The organism is Paenibacillus harenae (genome assembly GCF_030812415.1).
GTDB lineage: Bacteria > Bacillota > Bacilli > Paenibacillales > Paenibacillaceae > Pristimantibacillus > Pristimantibacillus harenae_A.
This window is the reverse complement of the sequence record NZ_JAUSST010000003.1, coordinates 485,180-505,524: the sequence shown is the minus strand read 5'-3', so window position 1 is coordinate 505,524 and position 20,345 is coordinate 485,180. Positions and strand designations below refer to the sequence as shown.

Sequence of the window (20,345 nt, the reverse complement as noted above, 5' to 3'; positions counted from 1 at the left end):
AACTAACGCAACCCCTCCCACCGGTCCGATCGTTTGCCGCTGCCTTACTCCTGCTCCAGTTCGGATTCGCCTTCGCCATTCACCGGTATCGGTAGAATACTCTCCCTAAGCGGGCGGCGCGTGTTCGGCTTCTCCTGCTCGTGGAACGATGGATCAAGCGATTCAAGTTCTCCGCGATAGCCCAGAGCTATGACTGCGTGAAGCGAAATGTTCGCTGGCACTTGCAGCAGTTCCCGAGCAGCCTCCTGCTCGAAACCGCCGATCGCGCGCGTCGATAATCCAAGCAATCTTGCTTGAAGCGCGATAGCCGCCCAAGCCGCGCCCGTATCGAACGCATGCGCGCCGTTCGGATCACCGTTTTCCTTCACATTTTGCGAGGCTACTAAAATAAGAACGGGTGCGTTGACTGCCCATAGCTTGTTTCGCGGCTTAAGGAAGGATTGGAACAGCTCATGCTCTGCTTTCTCTTTCGCCACATAGAACCTCCAAGGCTGCTGATTGCTGGAGGACGGCGCCCACCTAGCCGCTTCCAATACCGTATGAAGAACTTCGTCGCTTACCGGTCGATTCGCATACGATCTCGGCGACCAGCGATTGAGGAATAGCGGATGAACCGAATATTCCGGCTGTCTCGTCTTCGTTACCTCGGGGCTGTAGACCTCCTCAGCGTGAACGTCCGTTGGTGTAGGTGTTGTAATCATTTTCCTTCATCTCCTGTTCAGTTAAAATGCAAAAAGACGCATAACAACCAAAACCAATCTCGGTCATCATGCGCCTCCAGTTTACCAGCGAGCGCCGCTTGCCTATTCATTCTTATATCCGACTAATGCAATAGGATTAAATATAATTTAACATGCAGCGGCAAATTCGTCAATAGTTCGATACGCCTGAACAATTAGATTTTTCCCACCATTTGCTTAAGCTCCGTTAGAAGTTGATCCAACTGGGCGTATTGCTCGACCATCGTATGAATCTTGAGATCCTGCGTCTCCATGCTCGCGTGAACTTCTTCGACCGAAGCCATATTTTGCTCCGTCGTTGCGGCGATATTGACCATCTCGTCCGCCATAGCGGCATACTGATCGTTCAGACGGATGGCGGAGCTGCCGACCGTAATCGAGTGCTCCTTGACAAGACCGGTATTTTCATTGATCTGACCGATTAGCGACTGTACCTGCTGCGAAGCTTCCTTGCTCGTCTGCACCGCGTACTGACCGCGCTCTACTTGCTCATGCACGGCGCTGATCTGCGTCCTTATGCCTGTCAAAATATCCGCGATCTCGTTCGTCGCCTTACGGGAATTGTCAGCCAGCTTTCGCACCTCGCCCGATACGACGGCAAAACCTTTGCCGTGCTCGCCCGCTCTCGCCGCCTCGATTGCGGCATTAAGCGCAAGCAGGTTCGTCTGCTCCGAGATGTCGCTGATCGTGCCAACAATCGAGCTGACGCGGTCGTTCTGCTCGCTCAGCAGCTTCATCATCTCGACCGTATGGCCGATAATGACGCGAACGCGCTCTACCTCCGTGCTCAGCGATGCCATCTGCTCGCTGTTCCGCTCGGTGAGCTCCGCGTTTTCAGTCGAATACCGCTCCAGCAGCGACGTACCGTCAAGCAGCAGTTTCACGTCATTGTCCATCATTTGGGCCGATTCATTTAGGTTCAGAATCGTTCCCGTCTGCTTCTCGATCGCTGCCGACATCTCGCTGAATGTCGCCGTCACTTCCCGCGATATGTCGCCCGTTGAACGAACGGTCGTCTGCTGGCTGCTGCTGAATTCAGTAAGCAGCATGATCGAAGACTTCATCTTGTCCAATAGCGCTTCCGCCATGTCCTTGGATGCGACTGCTTCCTGTTGCTTCTCCATGACCTGCCGCTGCAAGCGTCCGCTAAAGTTGGCGGATACCGCAAGCGCCGCAGTAGCGAAGATCAGATACAGGTATAGATAGGCGAGCGATTCCCCCGGAAATAAGCGCGTCTGCAATTCCGTATCCAAGAAGATATATGTGCTAAGCGCCGCGCCAAGCACGCCCGTCAAGATGATCGCTTTGTAATCCGCATACAACGTAATGACGGCTATATTGACATACACCATGAAGTAGGTGCTTACGATCGGATTAGGGTCGGAGACAATCAGCATCGTAACAAGGAGCGTAAGGACAAACGGAATGATGTATTTGATTTTGTCCGGCATAATTCGCTTGTAGGTCAATAATGTCGTACCGCCGCAAGTAATCAAGCCGACGCCCGCGAGCAGCAGCACTAACTGCGCCGACAAGCCGATAGCCAGATCGGTTAATATGCCTAGAGCGAGCAGCCCCCACAAAATTTTAATTAATAATCGATTGCGCTTGTCTACATCTGTTAGCTCAATAACTGATCGTTTCATGTCATTTCCGCCTTTTCGCTATATGCTAGGTTAGTTTTGAACTGATTTGTTTCCTTGCTTTCCGTCTTCCGCTTTATAAAACTGCTATTCCGCGGCTACCCGTCTTCTCTGCAGAGCAGCTTGCGAGTAAACCACCCAATCGAACCGATGTTTGTTTTGATAGATTTGCTCCACGTCGATCAATACCGGGTTCACATAATCGCCTTTATAAAATATTTTGTCGCCCAGCTTCTTCAGCGGCACTCGGAACGAAACCTTTAGCGCGCGCAAAAATACGGGCTCGAGCAAGGAGACAAAATATTTAATCCGCTCTCCTTCCGCAAAATAAACGCAAGCGGAGAGCAAGTCCGAAATATATCTTCCGCGATAGGATCGCAGGATAGCCATCTTATCAATCTCGACGATCTCGTCGGCCGCAGCGATGACGTCTGGATGCTCGTGAAACGGGGCCGTTTCGTTCAACTCGCTATCTTTAATGCTGTAAGGCTTAAATTCGGTTGTGCCCACGCAATGTCCTTCGTCGGTTACGACAATGTATTTGGCAAGCGACTTGTCCGAAAATTCCAGTTCGAAACCCTTCTCCCTCCAGACCGTAGTCCATATACCGTTGAACATTGCCAGTTCCAGCTCATTTTCCACGCGTTTAAACATGGTCCTCACTCCTCTATGTCTATTCTCTATTTCTCTCTTCTTCTCTGTATCTTCCGTAATATGAACCCATCACTAGATTTATCGGAAAATCAATCTGAAAATATTACCATTTTCAAAAGAAATCCCCGTTCTGGATTGGATAAATGTACCTATCCAAACCAAAACGGGGAAAATCAGCGCGCGTAAAGCGCAGCGTTAACTAGCTCGTTTGGACTTTCACATCCGATATACCCGCCGCACGAACCGGTCGCGGAGGTAAAATGCGGTCGATGAACGGCGTCTGATCGAGAGCGGCAAGCTTCTGCCTGCCCGGCCCCCAGCCGATCGTCTCCCGCCAGCTGCCAAGAATGCCCTTGGCAGCCAGCTCTTCCTCGTCTACCTGCACCGCTTCATCGGTGAACGGGGATACGTAAAGCGCATCCACCGGGCAATAAGCTTCGCATATGAAGCAGGTCTGGCAATCCTCCTGCCGCTTAATGACCGGGACTCCGCCTTCCGTCTTGTCGAATACGTTGGTCGGACATACTTTCACACAAAGATTGCACTGAATGCACCGTTCCGCGCTTACAAGCTCGATCATCCTGCCTGCACCTCCTTAACTGCGCTCTGCACAGCAGCCGTATCATTGGCCACGGCAGCCACCGCTGGGTGTGCAGCCGATTCGGGACGCGTCACAATAGACTCCAGCCCCGATACGAGCAGCCGGTATTGCTGATTCGGATCCGTCTCCGGATATTCGGCCAGCACATGCAAGCCTGCACCGCGCGACTCCTTCCTAGCGAGCGCGGCGGTATACATCCATCTGGCCGTCGCTGCCATCGCCGCCGCCTCGCGCGCTTGAACGCGCTCGGTTGATGTCTGTGGCGTTTGCTCGTTTACCTTCGGCCAGAGCTCATTCAACCGCCCCAGCGACTCCGTCAATCCCGCTTCGGTACGGAAGTAATTGATATCAAGCGGCAGCACCTCGTCCTGGATCGCTTTCACAAGCTCGCGCGTATCGACCGAGGCCGATTGCTCTGCGCGCTGCTCCTCCTTCCGCAAGCCGTATTTGCCTCCCGGACGGAGATTCCGCTCGCCCGCGCCGAGGCTCTGCGTCCGCGCATATTCCGCAGCTCCCTTGCCCGACCATGTGCCGGAGCAGATCGCCCAAGAGGCATTGAACGCGCCGCCGCCGGAAGCCGCGCCCGTAATACGCTCGCGTGTCGCGGCATCCCCGGCCACATACAGGCCGTTCACCGTCGTCGCGCATTGCTCGTTCACGATGCGGATGCCGCCCGTGCCGCGCACCGTTCCCTCGTACCTCAGCGTAAGCGGGAACGGCTCGGTGAATACGTCGATGCCGGCGCGATCATACGGCAGGAAGAAGATCGCATGAGATTTGCGCAAGATTGCCTGCTTCTCAGGCGTATCGGCCTTGTTCATAATGGCATATACCGGTCCTTCAAGCAGCTTTGTTGCCAGAAAGTCGCCGTTTCGCTGGCCGTTCAACGGGTTGCCGTCCTTATCGTAATAAGTGGCCCAGCCAAGCAAGCGGGATCGCGTATTGGAGCTGTACGCCGGGCTAGGCGCATATCGCCTCGTGAATTCCATACCCGACAGCTCCGCTCCAAGCTCGGACGCCATCAGATAGCCGTCGCCTGTCAGCACGTTGCACCCGAGCCCTTTGCTCAGGAACGCGCAGCCGCCGGTCGCGATAACGACCGCGTTCGCCCGCACCTCCCATTCGCCATCCTCCTGCCTCAGAACACCTCGCGCGCCGCCGACGCCATGCTCATCGACGAGCAGTTCAAGCGCTGGCGCCTGGTCGACTATTTTGACACCGGCCCGCTTCACGACCTTCCTCATTAGGGCCATATATTCCGGCCCCTGAAGATGATCGCGCATCGGCGTACCGCTTTCGTCGCGCACGAACGGGTAACCCCATTGCTCGACCAGCTCCAGATTGATGTACACTTGATCGAGCACTCGGTGAATCCATTCGGCTTCGGCCAAGTAACCGCCCGACTTCAGCCTTGCCTGCACCGCAGCTTCCCGCAGCTCCTTGTCTGGCGGCAAGTACAACAAATTCGTTCCTCCAGGTGCCGTTGCACCGCTGGAGCCCAAGTAGCCTTTGTCGACGAGGACGACCTTCGCTCCTTCATTAGCTGCGCTCCACGCAGCCCATGCGCCGGCCGGACCGCCGCCGATCACAAGTACATCGGCCGTTAGACTCACATTTTTGTGTTTGCTCATTGCTATGCCTCCGTATCGTTTGACATAAAAAAAGAGACGTACTTTCGCCTTAACGAATCGCACATCTCCATTTGTATGGTCAATGACTAGAAATTACTAATAATTCCTAGTGGTATAGTATGAAATTAATTCGTATATTATCACCTTGCCTCATGGTTTGTCAATGATTCAAAACAGCGAATAGCGGTTATATATAAGCAGCATCACTATTTTCAAAAACGAAAAGGAGAGGATGGCAAATGGCTAAGATGAATGCAAGCAGCGGCGTATTGATAGGATCGCTCGTAGGTGGCGCAATCGGTGTCGTGTCCGCATTATTATACGCGCCCAAGTCTGGCGCGCAGACGCGGGAGGCGCTCGCGGGGAAGCTGCAGGCCGTCAAAGAAAAGTCTAAGAACCTCGCCGCTGTCGCCGGCAGCCATACGAAATCGATTGGAAAAAGCGTTGCCGATGAAGCATCGGATTTGGCCGGTCATGCGAAGCAATCAGGAGCGAATATCGTAGGGTCGATTCACTCGGCCAAGGAGGAAGTAGGTCATGCAATGAACGCTAACGGGAGGTAATCGGATGAACAGCTTATATTTGCTTCGTGCTCGAATCAAGCACGAATTCGACAAAGAGAAGCAAGCTGCGAAGAAGAAGTCCGCGACGATGAACTCGATGGCGCCCAATGAGCGCGAGATCATTCGGCTTGGCATGGATATGAAGCATATGAAGACGAATAGCGAGATTATGGAGGAAGGATTGGTCCCCGATCCGATCCAATAAGGTTCGAACTAATAATAGTCATAAGAGAAAGCTCCTACCTGAGAATGCAGCTTGCATGCTCAGGTGGGAGCTTTCTTAAGCAGGAGCAGAACTACTCGTCGTCCCGCTCCTCTTCGCGCTCCTCCAGCAAGTCCTTCAGCTTCCCGATCGCACGCTTCTGAATCCGGGACACGCTCATCTGCGAAACCCCGAGCCTGGCGGCAATATCGCGCTGCGGAAGACCGTTGTTGTAGGCGAGAAGCAGCACTTCCTTCTCCTCGTCCTTCAACTGCCCCAGCGCTTCTTCCAGATCGAGTCGGGTGTCAACGGTTTCGTATTCATTCCTTTCGGTGACGATAAGATCGCCGATCGTCGCGTTGCTGCCGCCTTCGTTCGCGACCGGCGTATCAAGCGAAACGTAGTTGTATGCTTCCCGGCTCGAAAGCACCTCGATCGTCTCTTCGACCGTCAGATCCAGATGAGCCGCTATTTCCTCGATGGGTGGTGAATGGCCGCGCTCTACCGTAAGCTGATCGATAGCCTGCTGAATAAGCAGGCCTTTTTCTTTGATCCGTCTCGGCACCTGAATATACCAAGATTTATCGCGCAAGTAATTTTTCAGATGTCCGACGACGCTTTTCATCGCATACGCTTCGAACGGTATTTCTCTGCTTGTATCATATTGCTGGAACAATCGCAGCATCGATAATTGACCAACTTGGAATAAGTCCTCATATAAGTCGGGACGGCTGCGCGACAGCTTGGCTGCCGCCATCCTTACGATCGGCTCGTAATGGGCCAGCAGCAGCGTCGCCGCATCATTGCAAGCCGTAGCCTGGTAAACCAGCATTTTCTGAATAGCTTCCTTGGGATCCAGGCTGGATGAATTTGAATTCATGCCATCTCCTCTTTCCTACCAATCCGCTTGGTGAGAATAACCTCCGTGCCTCTATCGGTGCGTACTTCCACATTATCCATCAATGCATGCATAAGAAAAAGGCCGAGGCCACCCGCCTTGACGTCATTTAAACTTTTGAGATGATGGGATACGAATTGCTGAACGGTATGATCGTAATTAAAGCTGTTGCCGTCGTCTTTGATGCAGATGCGAATGCCTTGATTGTCCAGATCGATACGAACATCGATGACACCCGGCTGTCCGCTGCCATAGGCATGGAGAACCGCATTCGTGCACGCTTCCGTAACGGCAACCTTCAAATCTTCCAATTGCTCGAACGAAAATCCGGCTTTCTCCGCAATTCCGTACAGGGCTAGCCGGACGATGTCGATATATTGTGCTTCCGCAGGTATCGTAACCGCAACGCTTGACGGGGTAGTGTTCATTTCTGCTCCCTTTCCTTTATGGATTCTATTATAGCCTATATTTTTTTTATTTTTGTCCATATTCTTACCGTCGAGGCAATTCCGTCGCATACGGCGCCAACGATTCCTTCCTCCGCCCGAGCTTCGGTGCTCATAAGGGCGACTTGCGTTCCCAACCGGCTTATCGATTGTCTCATATCCTCGAGCGCGGCCCTTAGCAGCTTCAGCGTTCGATACAGCGAGTACAACAGGATAACGAAGGAAACGGCTATAACGGCAACACTTATCGATAGCAGCAGATCCATCCTATTATCACATCCCTTCTATTCATAGATACCCCTAGAAGGATGTTCTGAAACAAGGTCATGTTATAATAGATACAACTTACGGGCTCGAATCTACGAACGAGAGGGTGTTTATGATGCTACAAGCTATTCGATTTCCTATTCGTTTGAAAATCGTCATCGGCTATTTTCTCATCGTTTTATGCCTAGGCGTCTCTATTGTAATCGTCACCGACAGAATCTCTTCCTTGCAGCGCGATATTGAAACGATAACGAGCCATGACATCGAGGTTCATAACCTTATTAACCAGATCGAGAACGATATCATCAGCATGGAGACGGCGCAGCGCGGCTTTATCATTACCGGCAACGAGTCTTATTTGGAGCCTTATAATGACAGCAGGACGACATGGGAGGCCAATTACAACAGCCTCACCCAACTCATCGCGGATAACCCGAGCGTACAGAAGGACTTGGAAGGCATAGGCATATCCATTCAGCATTGGATCGACACGTCCGGCGAACCTCTCATTGCGCTCAAGAGAGCGGGGGACGAAGATGGCATCCTTGCCTTCTTCCGCAACGACATCGGCAAGCAGGATATCGATCAGCTCCGAATTCATTTCGACTCGCTGCGGGATGCAGAGATCGAAACAACGAAGACCTATATCATGGAAATGGACAACCGCAACGAACTGCTTGCCATCGGCTTGTACGCCATGCTCGTTGTCGTTGCCGCCATCGCTTTCCTTATCGTCTATATGATTTCAGGCTCGATTGTCAAAACAATTAAACAGGTATCCCAGACGATTACGGAAATCGCTTCCGTAGGCGGCGATCTTACGACGCGAATAAAAGTGAAAACCCGCGATGAAATAAGCGAGCTGGCGGATGCGACCAATTCGCTTCTGACAAGCCTGGATATGCAAAATTGGATTCAGAAGATGGTTGCCGAAGTGGCGACCATGACGCAAGGCATTAACGATATGCAGTCGCTGGCAGGATCGTTCATGACGAAGGTCGCTCCGATGGTGAACGCAGCTTACGGCGCTTTCTACGTACGCCAAGGAACCGGCGATCGGCAAAGGCTCGTAAAGATTAGCTCCTATGCGGCTTACGGCGAAGACCGGTCGATAGGGAGCTTCCGTATCGGAGAAGGGTTAGTCGGCCAATGTGCGCAAGAAAACCGTACGTTTTTGCTTAATCACCCGGCTGATTACGGAGCGAAAATCGTTTCGGGCCTGACCCGGACCGCTCCGCAAAGCGTCCTGCTCGTGCCCGTCGAGTATGAAGGGAAAGTCGAGGCCGTCATCGAATTCGCCTCGCTTGAGCCGTTCACCTCGCTGCACCTCAAGCTGCTTGAGCAGATCGAGAATCACTTCGGCGTGTCGGTCAACAACGTGGCGGGCCGAATGGAAGTCGAGAAGCTGCTGCTCGAATCCCAATCGCTGACCGAGGAGCTGCAGACGCAAACCGAGGAGCTGCAGGCGCAGTCGGAGGAATTGCAAATGCAGCAAGAGGAAATGCGCATGACGACCGAGCATCTGGAGGAGCAGAACTTGTTCGCGGAGCAGAAGACGAAGGAATTGGAGCTGGCGAAAAAAGAGCTCGAGGCGTACGCGGACAAGCTGCGTATCAGTTCGCAGTACAAATCGAATTTTTTGGCCAATATGTCTCACGAGCTGCGAACGCCGCTGAACAGCATCCTGATTCTCTCGCAGATGCTCTCCGAGAACGACAACAAAACGTTAACCGCCGAGGAAGAGGGCTACGCCCGGGTTATTCATACGTCCGGCAACGACCTGCTGGCGCTGATCGACGATATTTTGGATCTATCCAAAATCGAAGCCGGCAAAATAACGCTGACGATCGACAAAGTGAACGTAACGGAAATTCCGGAACTGATGCGGCTTAGCTTCGGCCCCGTTGCCGAGAAGAAGGGGCTTCCCTTCTCTGCCAGCATCGAGGCGGACGTTAGTCCCGTACTGCATACGGACGGTCAAAGGCTGCAGCAAATATTAAAGAACCTGTTGTCCAACGCCTTCAAGTTCACCGATCGCGGCTCCGTCGCGCTCCGCATTCGAAACGCCGACAACAAGGAGATCGGCGAGCTTCTGCCGGAGTACCGGCATGCCGAGGCGCTCGCTATATCCGTTACGGATACGGGCATCGGCATTCCTTCGGACAAACAGCAGCTTATCTTCGAGGCGTTCCAGCAGGTCGACGGAAAGACGAATCGCCAATACGGCGGCACGGGGCTCGGCCTTTCCATTTCGAGCGAATTCGCAAGGCTGCTCGGCGGGCGCATTGTATTGCATAGCGTGCCGGATCAAGGCAGCGTGTTTACCTTATATTTGCCGAACCTTCAGCAGGCTGAAACAGGGAAAGAGGTTTTGACCGCTTACGAGGAGGTCGCAGTCTCATTAACAGAAGAGTCGACACTTCCCGTAGCCGTTACAGAGGAAGGGGACTGTCTTGCAGGCAAAAGAGTGCTGCTCGTAGAGGACGATGCTCGCAATGTGTACGCCCTCGGCAAGGCGCTCGAGCGGAAGCGGCTGTCGGTAACCGTTGCGGGCAACGGCAAGCAGTGCTTGGAGCTGCTCGAGAACGAGACCGGCTTCGACCTCATTCTCATGGATATCATGATGCCGGTTATGGACGGCTTCGAGACGATGAAAGCCATTCGGGAGCATCCTGTAATGAAGGATACGCCGATCATTGCTCTAACGGCCAAAGCGATGCGGAGCGACCGAGACAAATGTCTGGCAGCCGGCGCATCGGACTATATTAGCAAGCCGATTCAGATGGATCAGCTGTACTCGCTTATGCGGGTTTGGCTGACGAGGCAGGTGGGACTTTAATGACGCAAAGCGAGCATGCGGAGGAAGAGCTAGCGGATACGGCGCAAGAGCAAGAGGAGCTTGCAGCCATTGAAGTCGATCTGCTGCTGGAAGGCATTTACCGTGCGTCCGGCTATGACTTTCGCAATTATTTGCGTTCGTCGTTGATGAGGCGCATAAGCAATCGGATGAGCTTGGACGAGATTCCGACGATCACGTCTCTGCTGGACAGAGCGCTGCATGAACCGGACTATATGAAGACGGTCATTAACGATTTCTCCATCAAGGTGACCGAGATGTTCCGCGATCCCGCCTTTTTCTATGCGTTTCGCAAAAAAGTCGTGCCGCTGCTGAGGCATTTGCCCGAAATCCGAATCTGGAGCGCTGGCTGCGCTACGGGCGAAGAGGTGTACTCGCTTGGTATCTTGCTTCAGGAGGCAGGATTGCTGGGTAAATCGAAGCTGTATGCGACGGATATGAGCGAGCAGGCTATCGAGACGGCAAAGCAGGGCAAATTCCCGCTTAAGCGGATGCAGTTGTTTACGAAAAATTATTTGCAAGCCGGCAGCGAGAAGGAGTTTTCCGCCTATTATACCGCCGACCGCGAATTTGCGCATTTTCACCCTTTCATGAAGGAGCATTTCGTGTTTGCGCAGCATAATCTTGCGACGGACTGTTCGATTAACGAGTTTCACGTCATCCTTTGCCGCAACGTACTTATCTACTTCGATTCCGTTCTGCAGCAGCGCGTTTATCGGCTGCTTCACGACAGCCTAAGTCCATCCGGCATCTTGGCGCTCGGCAGCAAGGAGACCTTCCTGTCGCCGTATAAGTCGAAATACGAGGAGCTTGCCCCGGAGGACCGTATATTCCGCAAGCTTGAGGGCTAGCGGGGATATCCTAAATGGAAGAGGCTGTAAAAGTTTGATGACAGCCCCTTTGTGCGTATGCAGCCAACCTCTGGAAGCTATGTTGGATTTTCGCTGTAACTTCGGGCGGGATGAATGGTGGTGGGGGCGCGAAACAGTCTAAAGTTACTGCAATGATCCAATATGGCCACTTCGCACATTCCACGCCATGAACGAACCCTCCGCCCTCGGGTAAAAAGATAGCCTCTTAGTTACTTTGAGGTTACTATATCACTCTAAAGTGCGTACTTTTTATTTGCCGCCGCTCGGTGCACAATGAGTTTAATTCTTTTATCCCCTTGCACAGGAGTGGTCTTTAATGAATAATAATGGAACTTTGGTAAGCAAAAAAGCGCTTGTCGTCGGAGCGAACGGCGTTATCGGCAGAAATCTGATCGACTATTTGGAGCAACTTCCCGAGTGGGACATTATCGGCCTGTCGCGGCGCGGAGGCGATTCGGGCGGCCGCACCCGTTACGTTTCCGTCGATCTGCTGGATGAGTCGGATACGAGAGAGAAGCTAAGCCCGTTAACCGATGTTACCCATGTTTTCTATGCCGCTTATCAGGATCGCCCAACCTGGGCCGAGCTAGTCGCTCCAAACGTTGCCATGCTCGTCAATGTCGTCAATGCGATCGAGCCCGTAGCTCAGAATCTCCAGCATATTAGCCTTATGCAAGGATATAAAGTGTATGGCGCCCACCTGGGCCCGTTCAAGACCCCGGCCAAGGAATCGGACGCCTACCATATGCCGCCCGAGTTCAACGTCGATCAGCAGCAGTTTCTTGAACGACGGCAGCAAGGAAGCCGCTGGACCTGGTCCGCGCTTCGCCCTTCCGTCGTATGCGGATTCGCGCTCGGCAATCCGATGAACCTCGCGATGGTTATCGCCATTTACGCCTCGATATCCAAGGAACTGGGCCTGCCGCTTCGGTTCCCCGGCAAGCCGGGTGCCTACAACAGCCTGCTCGAAATGACCGATGCAGGCTTGCTCGCCAAAGCTACCGTCTGGGCAGCGACGGATGACCGCTGCGCGAACCAGGCTTTTAATATTACGAACGGCGATTTATTCAGATGGAACGAGCTATGGCCCAAGATCGCAGCCAGCTTCGGACTGGAGACGGCGCCTCCGCTGCAGATGTCATTGGCAACGGTTATGGCAGACAAGGAAGAGTTGTGGAAGGGTATGATAGAGAAGCATGGCTTGGCGAACAACAGCTACAAAGACGTATCCTCATGGCCATTCGGGGATTTCGTATTTGGCTGGGATTACGACTTCTTTGCCGATGGCACGAAAGCGCGCCGCTTCGGCTTCCACGAATTCATCGATACGGAAGCGATGTTTCTCGGCATTTTCGAGGATTTGCGCAGACGTAAAATCATTCCCGCCTAAGATTGGAAACGGCTCGCCAACCGGCCCTGCGGCATCATGCCCAGGAACCGGTTGGCTCTTTGCCACTTACATTGTACCGATACTTACGAATCGTCATCCCCCTGCGTTTGCGGCGCTGCGGACAATATTTTGATTGAGCCGCCTACTGCCCGCTCCGCATGCCGGTCTCCCCATCTGCATAGAAGATGAAGAATTTCTTTTAGGCTCCAGCCATAATCCGTCAGCTCGTACTCTACTTTCGGCGGCACTTGGTTGTATATGATTCGGCTAATAATACCGTCTTCCTCCAGTTCGCGCAGCTGCTGCGTAAGCACCTTCTGCGTCACGCCGGGCAGCAGGCTCATTAGCTCGCCATTACGTTTCTTGCCGAACGTCAAGTGGAATAAAATAACCTGCTTCCACTTTCCGCCGATTACGTCCAGCGTTAATTCTACCGCCGTATTGTATGTCTTTCCCGCTTCCACCATCGATCGCCTCCTGCAATCACCATATCGTCTTATCCCCGTAAGCGCAATAGTGCAAGGGCTTATGCGGGTTGATCGTATTCATCGATATAAAGTTAATACGGAAGCTATGCGAGCGTTATATTTCGATACCGATATCCTTTGCGATGCTGCGGATATAGCCTGCTGCTTGCCGGTACTCATCGTTCGTCGATAGATGCTCGATAATGAGCGTCGTATCGGGATGGAGCTTGTTAAGCTCGGTTAAGTACGTACGGTAATCGAGCATCCCTTGACCGGGAATAACTTCGTCCATATGTACCGTTAGCTTGCCGCCCAGTCGAATGTCCTTCGCATGGCAATTCCGGATATGCGGACCGAGCTTCGCGAAGAAGTCGCCGATTATGGCACCGGTGTTATAATAAGCCCGCGGGCTGCTGATGATGTTGACGGGGTCGAAATGAACGCCGAACCCCGGGCGGTCGATTGCCTTGAGCAAGGCGAGGTAAGTGTCCGCGGAATCCGGGAACACCCACGGCATCATTTCCAGCGCGAATACGGTACGCTCCGGCTTGACCGCGTCGATGATTTCTCGTGTCGTCTCAACGATGAGATCGAACGTATCGTCGCTGAAGTTGTCGGGGTCGGGTCCGTCCCATTGCTCGCCCCGCGAGCCGGCAATATTCACGCAAGCCTGTGCGCCGATCCGTTCGGCCAGCTCCAGCCGCTTGATGCAATAAGCGATCGCTTCGCGCCTTGTCCGCTCATTCCGGCTGATTGGATTGCTCCAGGCGCCGACCTCGGAAATGAGAATATCATTGTCGCCAGCTGCCTTCATATAATCGTCAAGCGCTGAAATGTCGTCATCCACCGGGCAAGTCGCCCCGCGGAATCCTGCCTCCCGCAGCGCCTTCGCCCAGCTATCCGGATCTTTTTGCTCCAAAAATACTTGTCCTCCAAGCCGCATGCCTATCCCGCCTTTACGCCAGCATTATTCGCTTCATATCGTTGTTACCTGCTTTGTGTGAACACGCGTTAATTATAGCATGAACACGTGTTTATTCAAGTTGAACTTCGGGAAGACGCATCGGTCATTGAGTATAATCGTTTTTTACCTATATCATTCGTATTGGCCCGGGGTACAATTGCTTTGCACTTTAACATTCATGAAGGAGCTGCGCGATTGCTGGATAAAAGCATCTTGATTGCCGAAACCCTAAAGCTTGCGGCGCAATACGGGCTAACGCCTTGCAAGCCTCTCATTCTAAGCGACCAAGCCAATCTGATCATTCATATGTCTCCCCATCCCCTAGTCGCCCGTTATGCCGTCGCTCTCTCCGTTCAAGACGAGAAGGCAGCCCATCGAACGGTTGAGCGAGAGCTTAACGTTGCCCGTCATCTGCATGACAGGGACGTACCTGTATTGCAACCTTCATCGGCCGTCCCCGCAGGCCCTCATAAGCTTGGCGGTACGTGGATGACATTATGGAGCTATGCGACCGCCGCATCATTGAAGCCCATAGAGCCGAGCGAGTCGGTAGAACGTGTATGCGAGCTATCCTTGGCTATGCGAGACTTTGAAGGAGAGTTACCACTGCTAGGCGTATGGGAGAGAGCCTGCCATTCGGCAGCTCGATTAAGGATACAAACCGATCCGCGTATCGCAGCGTTGCTAGAGGCTTTTCAAAGGACGGATCAAAGGATGCGTTCAGAGGCTCTATCGCTGTTGCCTTGCCATGGCGATGCCCATGCGAACAATCTATTCCCGAGTTCTGAGGGCTGGATATGGATGGATTTTGAAGACGCCTGCCTCATGCCCGAGTATTGGGATATGGCTTCCTACGTCGCTAATCTCGCATTGTTCGGCGGATTGGACGAGCCAACCTTTGCTTACATGCTTCGGCATAACAATGTAGCCGCTAATCCGGGCGCATTCGGCTTCGCCGTCAAAGCACGCGTGCTCATGTCTACATTAGGCAATTTGGATTATGCGCTGGAAGGGTACGGCGATTTGGGGTTTGCAACCCGGCAGCTTGAGCTTGCCGGCCCGTTCATTCATGAACTGGGCGCCTATTTCGGGCAGAAGTAGAAGTAGATTGATACTTAGCGGACATCAGAGACGCTATTAGTGACGACTGCCATCTTTTTGCGAGAGTTACGGACATCAGATGCGTTATTTGACTCTAAAAGCCCGCTGTAACCCCAATTCCATACAGATGGCGCATCCTAGTCTATAAGAGGCTCGATTGGCCCAAATATCGGCAAATAAGGGCTCTCAAGTCCGCTAGCTGCCGATCGAGCAGCCCCATCCCTCCAAATAAAAAAAGGCTAGCCTCTCAGCTAGCCCTCTTCCGTGACCGCGGTCAAATATTTGGTCATGACGACCTCGGTAACGTTGCCCGTCGTATAGATGGCGACCTCGTCCATCAATGCCTGGATCAAGTAGATTCCTAGTCCTCCCACGCGCAGATCGCTGACCTGCTCGACGGCAAGAGGTGCGGACATATCGAGCGCATTCGGATAAACAAAGCCGGAGCCGTTGTTTTTGATTCTGATTTTCAAACTATCGTCATCCGTCTCGTAGCAGACGTCAATAACCTCGTCCCCCGTATCAAGGCCGCCATGGAGCACCGCATTGTTGCATGCTTCCGAGACCGCTACCTTCATATCTTCGATGTCCTCGTAGGAAAACTTCATCTTCGAGGCAATGCCGTAGAGGCATATTCGAACCATATCTATGAAGTCCGCATGTGCCGGTATTTGTAAGCGAATGGCTTTCATGCTTCATCCTCTATCCCTTCTTTTAAGTATCGGGAAATGCCTGTTAGATCGAATAAACGCTGAATGGCAGGCGGTATTTCTCTTACGAAGAAGGGCGCCTTCATCTCATCGCGATACTTCAATACCGATACGATAATGCCGATACCCGTACTGTCTATATAAGTTAAGCCTCGCAAATTCAGTACGAGCGCTTTGTCTGAACGGTTCATCACCTGTTCAAGCGCGGACCGCAGCTGCGGCACGATCGACAGATCAAGCTCTCCGCTCAGATGGAGGATGTAAGCATTCGGACTATCTTCCTGCATGACTTGAAATGGATCTGATTTCATTCATTCACTCCGCTCCGCTTTTTTTTATTCAGATCATAATCATATTCGGCTATTCCGACAAGCCTGACTTCCCACCGACATTAGACTAGACGCTTGCGATATGAAAATAATGTATAGCGGCCAACTGTCCGTTCGATTCGTCGATAAACAGCTTCAACACCGCCTCGCCCCGCGTGAAGCCCACGCCGTCTTCAGCCTCGAAGTCAGGCTCCCCGAACGCCTGCTTCATTCCTTCGACCGACGCAGGAATCCGTATCCCGTCGATCAGCACCGAGCCGATGCCCGGCGGAATTTCCACGAAATCAACGATGCCGTCCGTAAAGACGATATTCATGCGGTCGTAGTGATACGTTTCAAGTCCCGCAATATGGGGATCTTCCGTCACCCGCAAGGGCTCACCGAGCTTCGCTATCGCATCCTTCTGGCTATCGTAAAGCGTGATGCCTTCCACGCTGCCTAGCTGCATCTGCTTCTCTGCGGGCATTGATGCTGGATTCATTGAAGCAGTCGTTACCTTGTTTGCTGCCGCAAAGAGCGTTTCTACGGATGCTTCGTCTGATTCCTTCGCTTGCGCCGGCGAGTCGATTGTATCTATGGGCACTCCTCGCACGCTTGCAAATCCGATTAAGCTTCCTACTATACAGCCAATCAAAATAATGTTCTTCATATGAGCTCCCTCCCGCAAAAAATCGGTTACGATTACGTTGACGTCCCTCGCTTTACTCTTACCCCCCATTGACAGCTTTGAAACGGATAATCTCATTTTTTTCAGATTACCGATCGATTTATTTTTTAACCGTAATCATCACGAGGCATATATCATCGCGCTGGCTGTCGCCTACCTGTTCGGGCAAGAGCGCTTCGCATAGTCGTTGAACGCCGTCGCCGCTATGCTCTGCCAGCAGCCGCTCGATTCGACTTGAATCATCTTCGTTTTCCCCGTTATCCAACGCATCCAGCAACCCGTCCGTGAACAAGATGAGCTTCATGCTGTCGTCGTAAGCAATTTTCCCTTTCTGAATATCGATCGTATCGAAAAGGCCTATTGCGCAGCAGCCCTCCGTAAGCCTGATCGCCTTATCCTGCTGAAGCATAATGCCGGGAGGATGGCCCGCGTTCACATATTCAATCGTTCGCTCGGACGTATCCAATACTAAATAGATCGCCGTAAAATAGTAATTCAGAAGCTCGTCCTTCATGTACAGCCGCTTCATATAACGGTTCAGCTCCGTCATGACCTGCTCCGGGTCTGAAATCCGCGTAATCATATCCCGCAGGACAGAAGAGATGTACATGCACACGAGCGAAGATGCGATGCCATGGCCCATTATATCGAGCAATATTACGCCATACCTGGTTTGATCGATGCGATACCAGGCGTAAAAATCGCCAGCCAGCTCGGAGGAAGGCTGATAAATCGCGGTAATCTCCACATTCGCGTCATCGATGGACTGGCTGAGCACATTGCGCTGCACTTGCTTGGCCAGCTCCAGCTTGTACTTTATGCGTTTATCCCGCTCTTTGTGCCAATCAATCTCTTTCTTAAGCCTTAGCGCCGAGCGTATGCGCGCAAGCAGTTCCATCTTGTTGATCGGCTTCATCACGTAGTCGCTGGCGCCCGCATCAAGCGCCTCCGCCATTTTGGCCGAATCGCCGACCGCGGTAACGAATATAATCGGTACGTCGCGATAACGCTCGTCCGCCAATATGCGCCTGCACGCCTCCAAGCCGTCGATCTCCGGCATCATCAAGTCCATCAGTATCAGTTCGGCTTGCGCCTCCGGGTCAACGTCATTTCCGATTCCGAGCAGGCCGTACAGCTCCATCGCCGAAGATGCCATTCTCAAATCATCGTATCCCGCTTTGTTCAAGATTGCCTTCACGATAAGCTGATTCGTAGCATTATCATCTACTATTAAGATACTCATGCGTCCGCGCCCCTTATCAAGTGGTATCGATATACATTCTATACCATTCGTTGGTCGGATGTCTCTCCTAAGCGGCGGTTGCAGCCCAATAGGCCTATCCTTATGGATAGGCCTCCCTGGCTTATGGCTATGGCGGCCATACCGTTATGGCCTGTCCTTAATAGACGTAATTGGGGTAGTAGTAAACGTATGGGTCATAGTCCTCACCCGCATATTCCCTTCCGCCCCAGGCAATCACTAATATTTTGTCTTGGTCGAGCTCCCGTTCGAGGCGCTCCGCGTCCGACTTGGAGAGACCAAGCGATCTCATCTTGGCTCGCAGCTCATCGCCGCTTGAACGGAATATATTCGCAATCGCCGTGCCGAGTCCTTCCTCCGCGATACCGATCTTCTCGGCGTCCGTTCGTTCGGCGAGCCTGTTCGTTCTGCTTTTGTCATGGGTCAATACGAAAATATTCTCTTTCACGTAACCTTCAGATTGGAATCGGTACACCTGCTCTTGAACCTCCACCGCGTTATTCACCGTATGAACCTTCGTTTTCGGATCAGTAGTCATTGTAAATTCCTCCCTTAATTCGTTTAGGTTTTAGTTGCGGGCGTCAACGTACTGGCATTAACCCATTCGTCTTCGGCCAAAGATGAGGGATGCCACGAACAAAATAAGAAAGACGACGAATAAAATTTTGGCTACGCCCGCCGCTGCGGACGCAATGCCCATGAAACCGAATATCCCTGCCACTAACGCGAAGATAAAGAAGATAAATGCCCATCCTAGCATCGAAACCACCTTCTCTCACAAAATGTTTTGGCGAGCTTGTTACGTAATTAACCGGAGCGCGGATATTTGAATCAGCTTATTTCGGTTTGTTTCAGAATTCGGCTATGCGTTTAAGAACAATCACACATCGCTACTAATAAATGAAAAGGCTGGTGAGGATCGATGGATAAACAACGTATTCACGTCAATGGCATCGATTTAGTCTATGAAGAGTGCGGAAGCGGCAACCCCATCGTCTTGCTTCACGGTTTCTGCGGCTCCTCCCGATATTGGCAAAAAATATGTCCCATGCTGGGCGACAACTATCGCGTTATTATGCCCCATCTGCGCGGCCACGGGGAATCCGATTCGCCCGAAGGCGTATATTCCATGGAGATTATGGCGGATGACATCGCTGCCCTGCTCGATGCCCTGAACATCGGACGCGTCGTGATGTTCGGCCATTCGCTTGGAGGTTATATTACCGCCGCCTTCGCGGAGAAATACCCGGACAAGCTCTCCGGCTTCGGACTCATCCATTCCACCGCGTTGCCTGATTCGGCGTATACGAAGCAAAAGCGGCTCAGCGATATAACCGTCATTCGCGAGCAGGGCCTTTCGGCTTTCATGAAGGAGCGTATCCCAGGCTTGTTCTCGAATGCGAAGCTTCGCTATATGGATGAAGAAATTGGGCAGCTCATTGAGGTCGGGCTGCAGATGACGCCGGAAGGCGCGATAGCTTCTCTAGAGGGCATGCTGGAGCGGCCCGATCGTAGCGATGTGCTGACCGGGGCGAAGTTCCCCGTTCTGATCGTTGCCGGAGTCGAGGATAACGTTATACCACCCGAGCGCTCTTTCTCCGTCACCTGCAATGGTGCGCCGCGCACGACCTATGCGTTCCCCCATATCCTGGAGACGTCGTTCGAAGGCGCCGCCCATATGAGTCTCATAGAGGTGTCGGACCAACTCGCGCGCGTCATGGCTACCTACTTGCGTACTCTTGACGAACGAGAGCGGACAAGGGACGACGGCAGCAAGGAGGCGGCAGCTGGTGAAGCTTAAACCTTACGGTTGTTTTACTTGCCGGAGTCCTATACTGGGCTCCGGTTTTCTAGTATGTTCAGAGGTCTGAGCCGGTAGCGGTATCGACCGTAAGGACGCATAGGCTCTTACAGTGCTTCGGTAACTTCGGTAGGCGGCGTGTTAGATCATATATGAGCTTACAGCAGCTTTTTCGACGGACCGAACGGGTGCCGGTTCAGCTGTAAGGACGTATAGGCTCTTACAGTGCTTCGGTTACTTTTGGGGGCATGTTGTAGCAATTTTGTATTCTCTTTTTTCAA

General features: G+C 52.6%; 23 protein-coding genes. 7 read left to right on the top strand and 16 right to left on the bottom strand.

Going from position 1 to position 20,345, the window contains the following annotated elements; genetic code table 11:
• Nucleotides 1–44 precede the first annotated feature (44 nt).
• The 5 genes from J2T14_RS12390 to J2T14_RS12370 form a co-directional block, all read right to left on the bottom strand.
• Complete coding sequence (locus J2T14_RS12390) at nucleotides 45–701, bottom strand: nitroreductase family protein (protein WP_307471167.1); 657 nt, start codon at nucleotides 699–701, stop codon at nucleotides 45–47.
• A 194-nt stretch (nucleotides 702–895) separates the two neighbouring features.
• Nucleotides 896–2,386 (bottom strand): methyl-accepting chemotaxis protein, encoded by a 1,491-nt coding sequence (locus tag J2T14_RS12385; RefSeq protein ID WP_307471165.1) that lies wholly within the window; start codon nucleotides 2,384–2,386, stop codon nucleotides 896–898.
• Between the two features lie 84 nt (nucleotides 2,387–2,470).
• A complete protein-coding gene (locus J2T14_RS12380; protein WP_307471163.1) occupies nucleotides 2,471–3,037 on the bottom strand; it encodes a hypothetical protein in 567 nt (188 codons plus the stop codon).
• A gap of 199 nt (nucleotides 3,038–3,236) precedes the next feature.
• Complete coding sequence (locus tag J2T14_RS12375) at nucleotides 3,237–3,617, bottom strand: 4Fe-4S dicluster domain-containing protein (RefSeq protein ID WP_307471161.1); 381 nt, start codon at nucleotides 3,615–3,617, stop codon at nucleotides 3,237–3,239.
• Complete coding sequence (locus tag J2T14_RS12370) at nucleotides 3,614–5,269, bottom strand: FAD-dependent oxidoreductase (RefSeq protein WP_307471159.1); 1,656 nt, start codon at nucleotides 5,267–5,269, stop codon at nucleotides 3,614–3,616. Before J2T14_RS12370 ends, J2T14_RS12375 begins: the two co-directional genes overlap by 4 nt.
• A gap of 239 nt (nucleotides 5,270–5,508) precedes the next feature.
• On the opposite strand from J2T14_RS12370, the gene J2T14_RS12365 reads away from it, so the two are divergent.
• Nucleotides 5,509–5,832 carry a YtxH domain-containing protein gene (locus tag J2T14_RS12365; protein WP_307202653.1) on the top strand — a complete coding sequence of 108 codons (324 nt, stop codon included), beginning with the start codon at nucleotides 5,509–5,511 and terminating at the stop codon, nucleotides 5,830–5,832.
• A gap of 4 nt (nucleotides 5,833–5,836) precedes the next feature.
• Nucleotides 5,837–6,037, top strand: a complete 201-nt coding sequence (locus J2T14_RS12360; RefSeq protein ID WP_307471158.1) for a hypothetical protein — start codon at nucleotides 5,837–5,839, stop codon at nucleotides 6,035–6,037.
• Between the two features lie 91 nt (nucleotides 6,038–6,128).
• Here J2T14_RS12360 and J2T14_RS12355 read toward each other — a convergent pair whose 3' ends face one another.
• Genes J2T14_RS12355 through J2T14_RS12345 form a run of 3 tightly spaced genes read right to left on the bottom strand, consistent with a single transcriptional unit; the run spans nucleotide 6,129 to nucleotide 7,644 of the window.
• Complete coding sequence (locus tag J2T14_RS12355; protein WP_307471156.1) at nucleotides 6,129–6,914, bottom strand: sigma-70 family RNA polymerase sigma factor; 786 nt, start codon at nucleotides 6,912–6,914, stop codon at nucleotides 6,129–6,131.
• The gene (rsbW, locus tag J2T14_RS12350; protein ID WP_307471154.1) at nucleotides 6,911–7,360 is read right to left on the bottom strand and encodes an anti-sigma B factor RsbW; all 450 of its coding nucleotides are present in this window, start codon (nucleotides 7,358–7,360) and stop codon (nucleotides 6,911–6,913) included. Before rsbW (J2T14_RS12350) ends, J2T14_RS12355 begins: the two co-directional genes overlap by 4 nt.
• A gap of 35 nt (nucleotides 7,361–7,395) precedes the next feature.
• Complete coding sequence (locus J2T14_RS12345; protein ID WP_307202660.1) at nucleotides 7,396–7,644, bottom strand: DUF948 domain-containing protein; 249 nt, start codon at nucleotides 7,642–7,644, stop codon at nucleotides 7,396–7,398.
• Nucleotides 7,645–7,757: 113 nt separating this feature from the next.
• Here J2T14_RS12345 and J2T14_RS12340 point away from each other — a divergent pair, with 113 nt between their 5' ends.
• The 3 genes from J2T14_RS12340 to J2T14_RS12330 all read left to right on the top strand — a co-directional run bounded on the left by J2T14_RS12340 (nucleotide 7,758) and on the right by J2T14_RS12330 (nucleotide 12,764).
• Nucleotides 7,758–10,484, top strand: coding sequence for a CHASE3 domain-containing protein (locus tag J2T14_RS12340; RefSeq protein ID WP_307471152.1), 2,727 nt, complete (start codon nucleotides 7,758–7,760; stop codon nucleotides 10,482–10,484).
• A complete protein-coding gene (locus J2T14_RS12335; protein WP_307471150.1) occupies nucleotides 10,484–11,353 on the top strand; it encodes a CheR family methyltransferase in 870 nt (289 codons plus the stop codon). Before J2T14_RS12340 ends, J2T14_RS12335 begins: the two co-directional genes overlap by 1 nt.
• A gap of 337 nt (nucleotides 11,354–11,690) precedes the next feature.
• Nucleotides 11,691–12,764 (top strand): SDR family oxidoreductase, encoded by a 1,074-nt coding sequence (locus tag J2T14_RS12330; protein WP_307471148.1) that lies wholly within the window; start codon nucleotides 11,691–11,693, stop codon nucleotides 12,762–12,764.
• 83 nt (nucleotides 12,765–12,847) lie between these two features.
• On the opposite strand, the gene J2T14_RS12325 is transcribed toward J2T14_RS12330, so the two are convergent.
• Both J2T14_RS12325 and J2T14_RS12320 read right to left on the bottom strand, forming a co-directional pair.
• Nucleotides 12,848–13,231 carry a winged helix-turn-helix transcriptional regulator gene (locus tag J2T14_RS12325; protein ID WP_307471146.1) on the bottom strand — a complete coding sequence of 128 codons (384 nt, stop codon included), beginning with the start codon at nucleotides 13,229–13,231 and terminating at the stop codon, nucleotides 12,848–12,850.
• A 115-nt stretch (nucleotides 13,232–13,346) separates the two neighbouring features.
• A complete protein-coding gene (locus J2T14_RS12320; RefSeq protein WP_307471145.1) occupies nucleotides 13,347–14,150 on the bottom strand; it encodes a sugar phosphate isomerase/epimerase family protein in 804 nt (267 codons plus the stop codon).
• Between the two features lie 240 nt (nucleotides 14,151–14,390).
• Between J2T14_RS12320 and J2T14_RS12315 the strand changes: the two genes are divergently transcribed.
• Nucleotides 14,391–15,296, top strand: coding sequence for a phosphotransferase (locus J2T14_RS12315; protein WP_307471143.1), 906 nt, complete (start codon nucleotides 14,391–14,393; stop codon nucleotides 15,294–15,296).
• Between the two features lie 251 nt (nucleotides 15,297–15,547).
• On the opposite strand, the gene rsbW (J2T14_RS12310) is transcribed toward J2T14_RS12315, so the two are convergent.
• The 6 genes from rsbW (J2T14_RS12310) to J2T14_RS12285 form a co-directional block, all read right to left on the bottom strand.
• Complete coding sequence (gene rsbW / locus J2T14_RS12310) at nucleotides 15,548–15,988, bottom strand: anti-sigma B factor RsbW (RefSeq protein WP_307471141.1); 441 nt, start codon at nucleotides 15,986–15,988, stop codon at nucleotides 15,548–15,550.
• A complete protein-coding gene (locus tag J2T14_RS12305) occupies nucleotides 15,985–16,317 on the bottom strand; it encodes an STAS domain-containing protein (protein ID WP_307471139.1) in 333 nt (110 codons plus the stop codon). The genes rsbW (J2T14_RS12310) and J2T14_RS12305 overlap by 4 nt, the downstream gene beginning before the upstream one ends.
• Before the next feature lie 85 nt (nucleotides 16,318–16,402).
• Nucleotides 16,403–16,984 (bottom strand): hypothetical protein, encoded by a 582-nt coding sequence (locus tag J2T14_RS12300; protein ID WP_307471137.1) that lies wholly within the window; start codon nucleotides 16,982–16,984, stop codon nucleotides 16,403–16,405.
• Nucleotides 16,985–17,102: 118 nt separating this feature from the next.
• Nucleotides 17,103–18,245, bottom strand: a complete 1,143-nt coding sequence (locus J2T14_RS12295; RefSeq protein WP_307471135.1) for a PP2C family protein-serine/threonine phosphatase — start codon at nucleotides 18,243–18,245, stop codon at nucleotides 17,103–17,105.
• Between the two features lie 157 nt (nucleotides 18,246–18,402).
• Nucleotides 18,403–18,801 carry a general stress protein gene (locus J2T14_RS12290; protein WP_307202684.1) on the bottom strand — a complete coding sequence of 133 codons (399 nt, stop codon included), beginning with the start codon at nucleotides 18,799–18,801 and terminating at the stop codon, nucleotides 18,403–18,405.
• A 57-nt stretch (nucleotides 18,802–18,858) separates the two neighbouring features.
• Entirely contained in the window at nucleotides 18,859–19,023 is a 165-nt protein-coding gene (locus J2T14_RS12285) for a DUF1328 domain-containing protein (protein WP_307202685.1), read from the bottom strand.
• A gap of 162 nt (nucleotides 19,024–19,185) precedes the next feature.
• Between J2T14_RS12285 and J2T14_RS12280 the strand changes: the two genes are divergently transcribed.
• Nucleotides 19,186–20,064: an alpha/beta fold hydrolase gene (locus J2T14_RS12280; protein WP_307202686.1), complete on the top strand. Its 879-nt coding sequence runs from the start codon at nucleotides 19,186–19,188 to the stop codon at nucleotides 20,062–20,064.
• The last annotated feature ends 281 nt before the right edge of the window (nucleotides 20,065–20,345 follow it).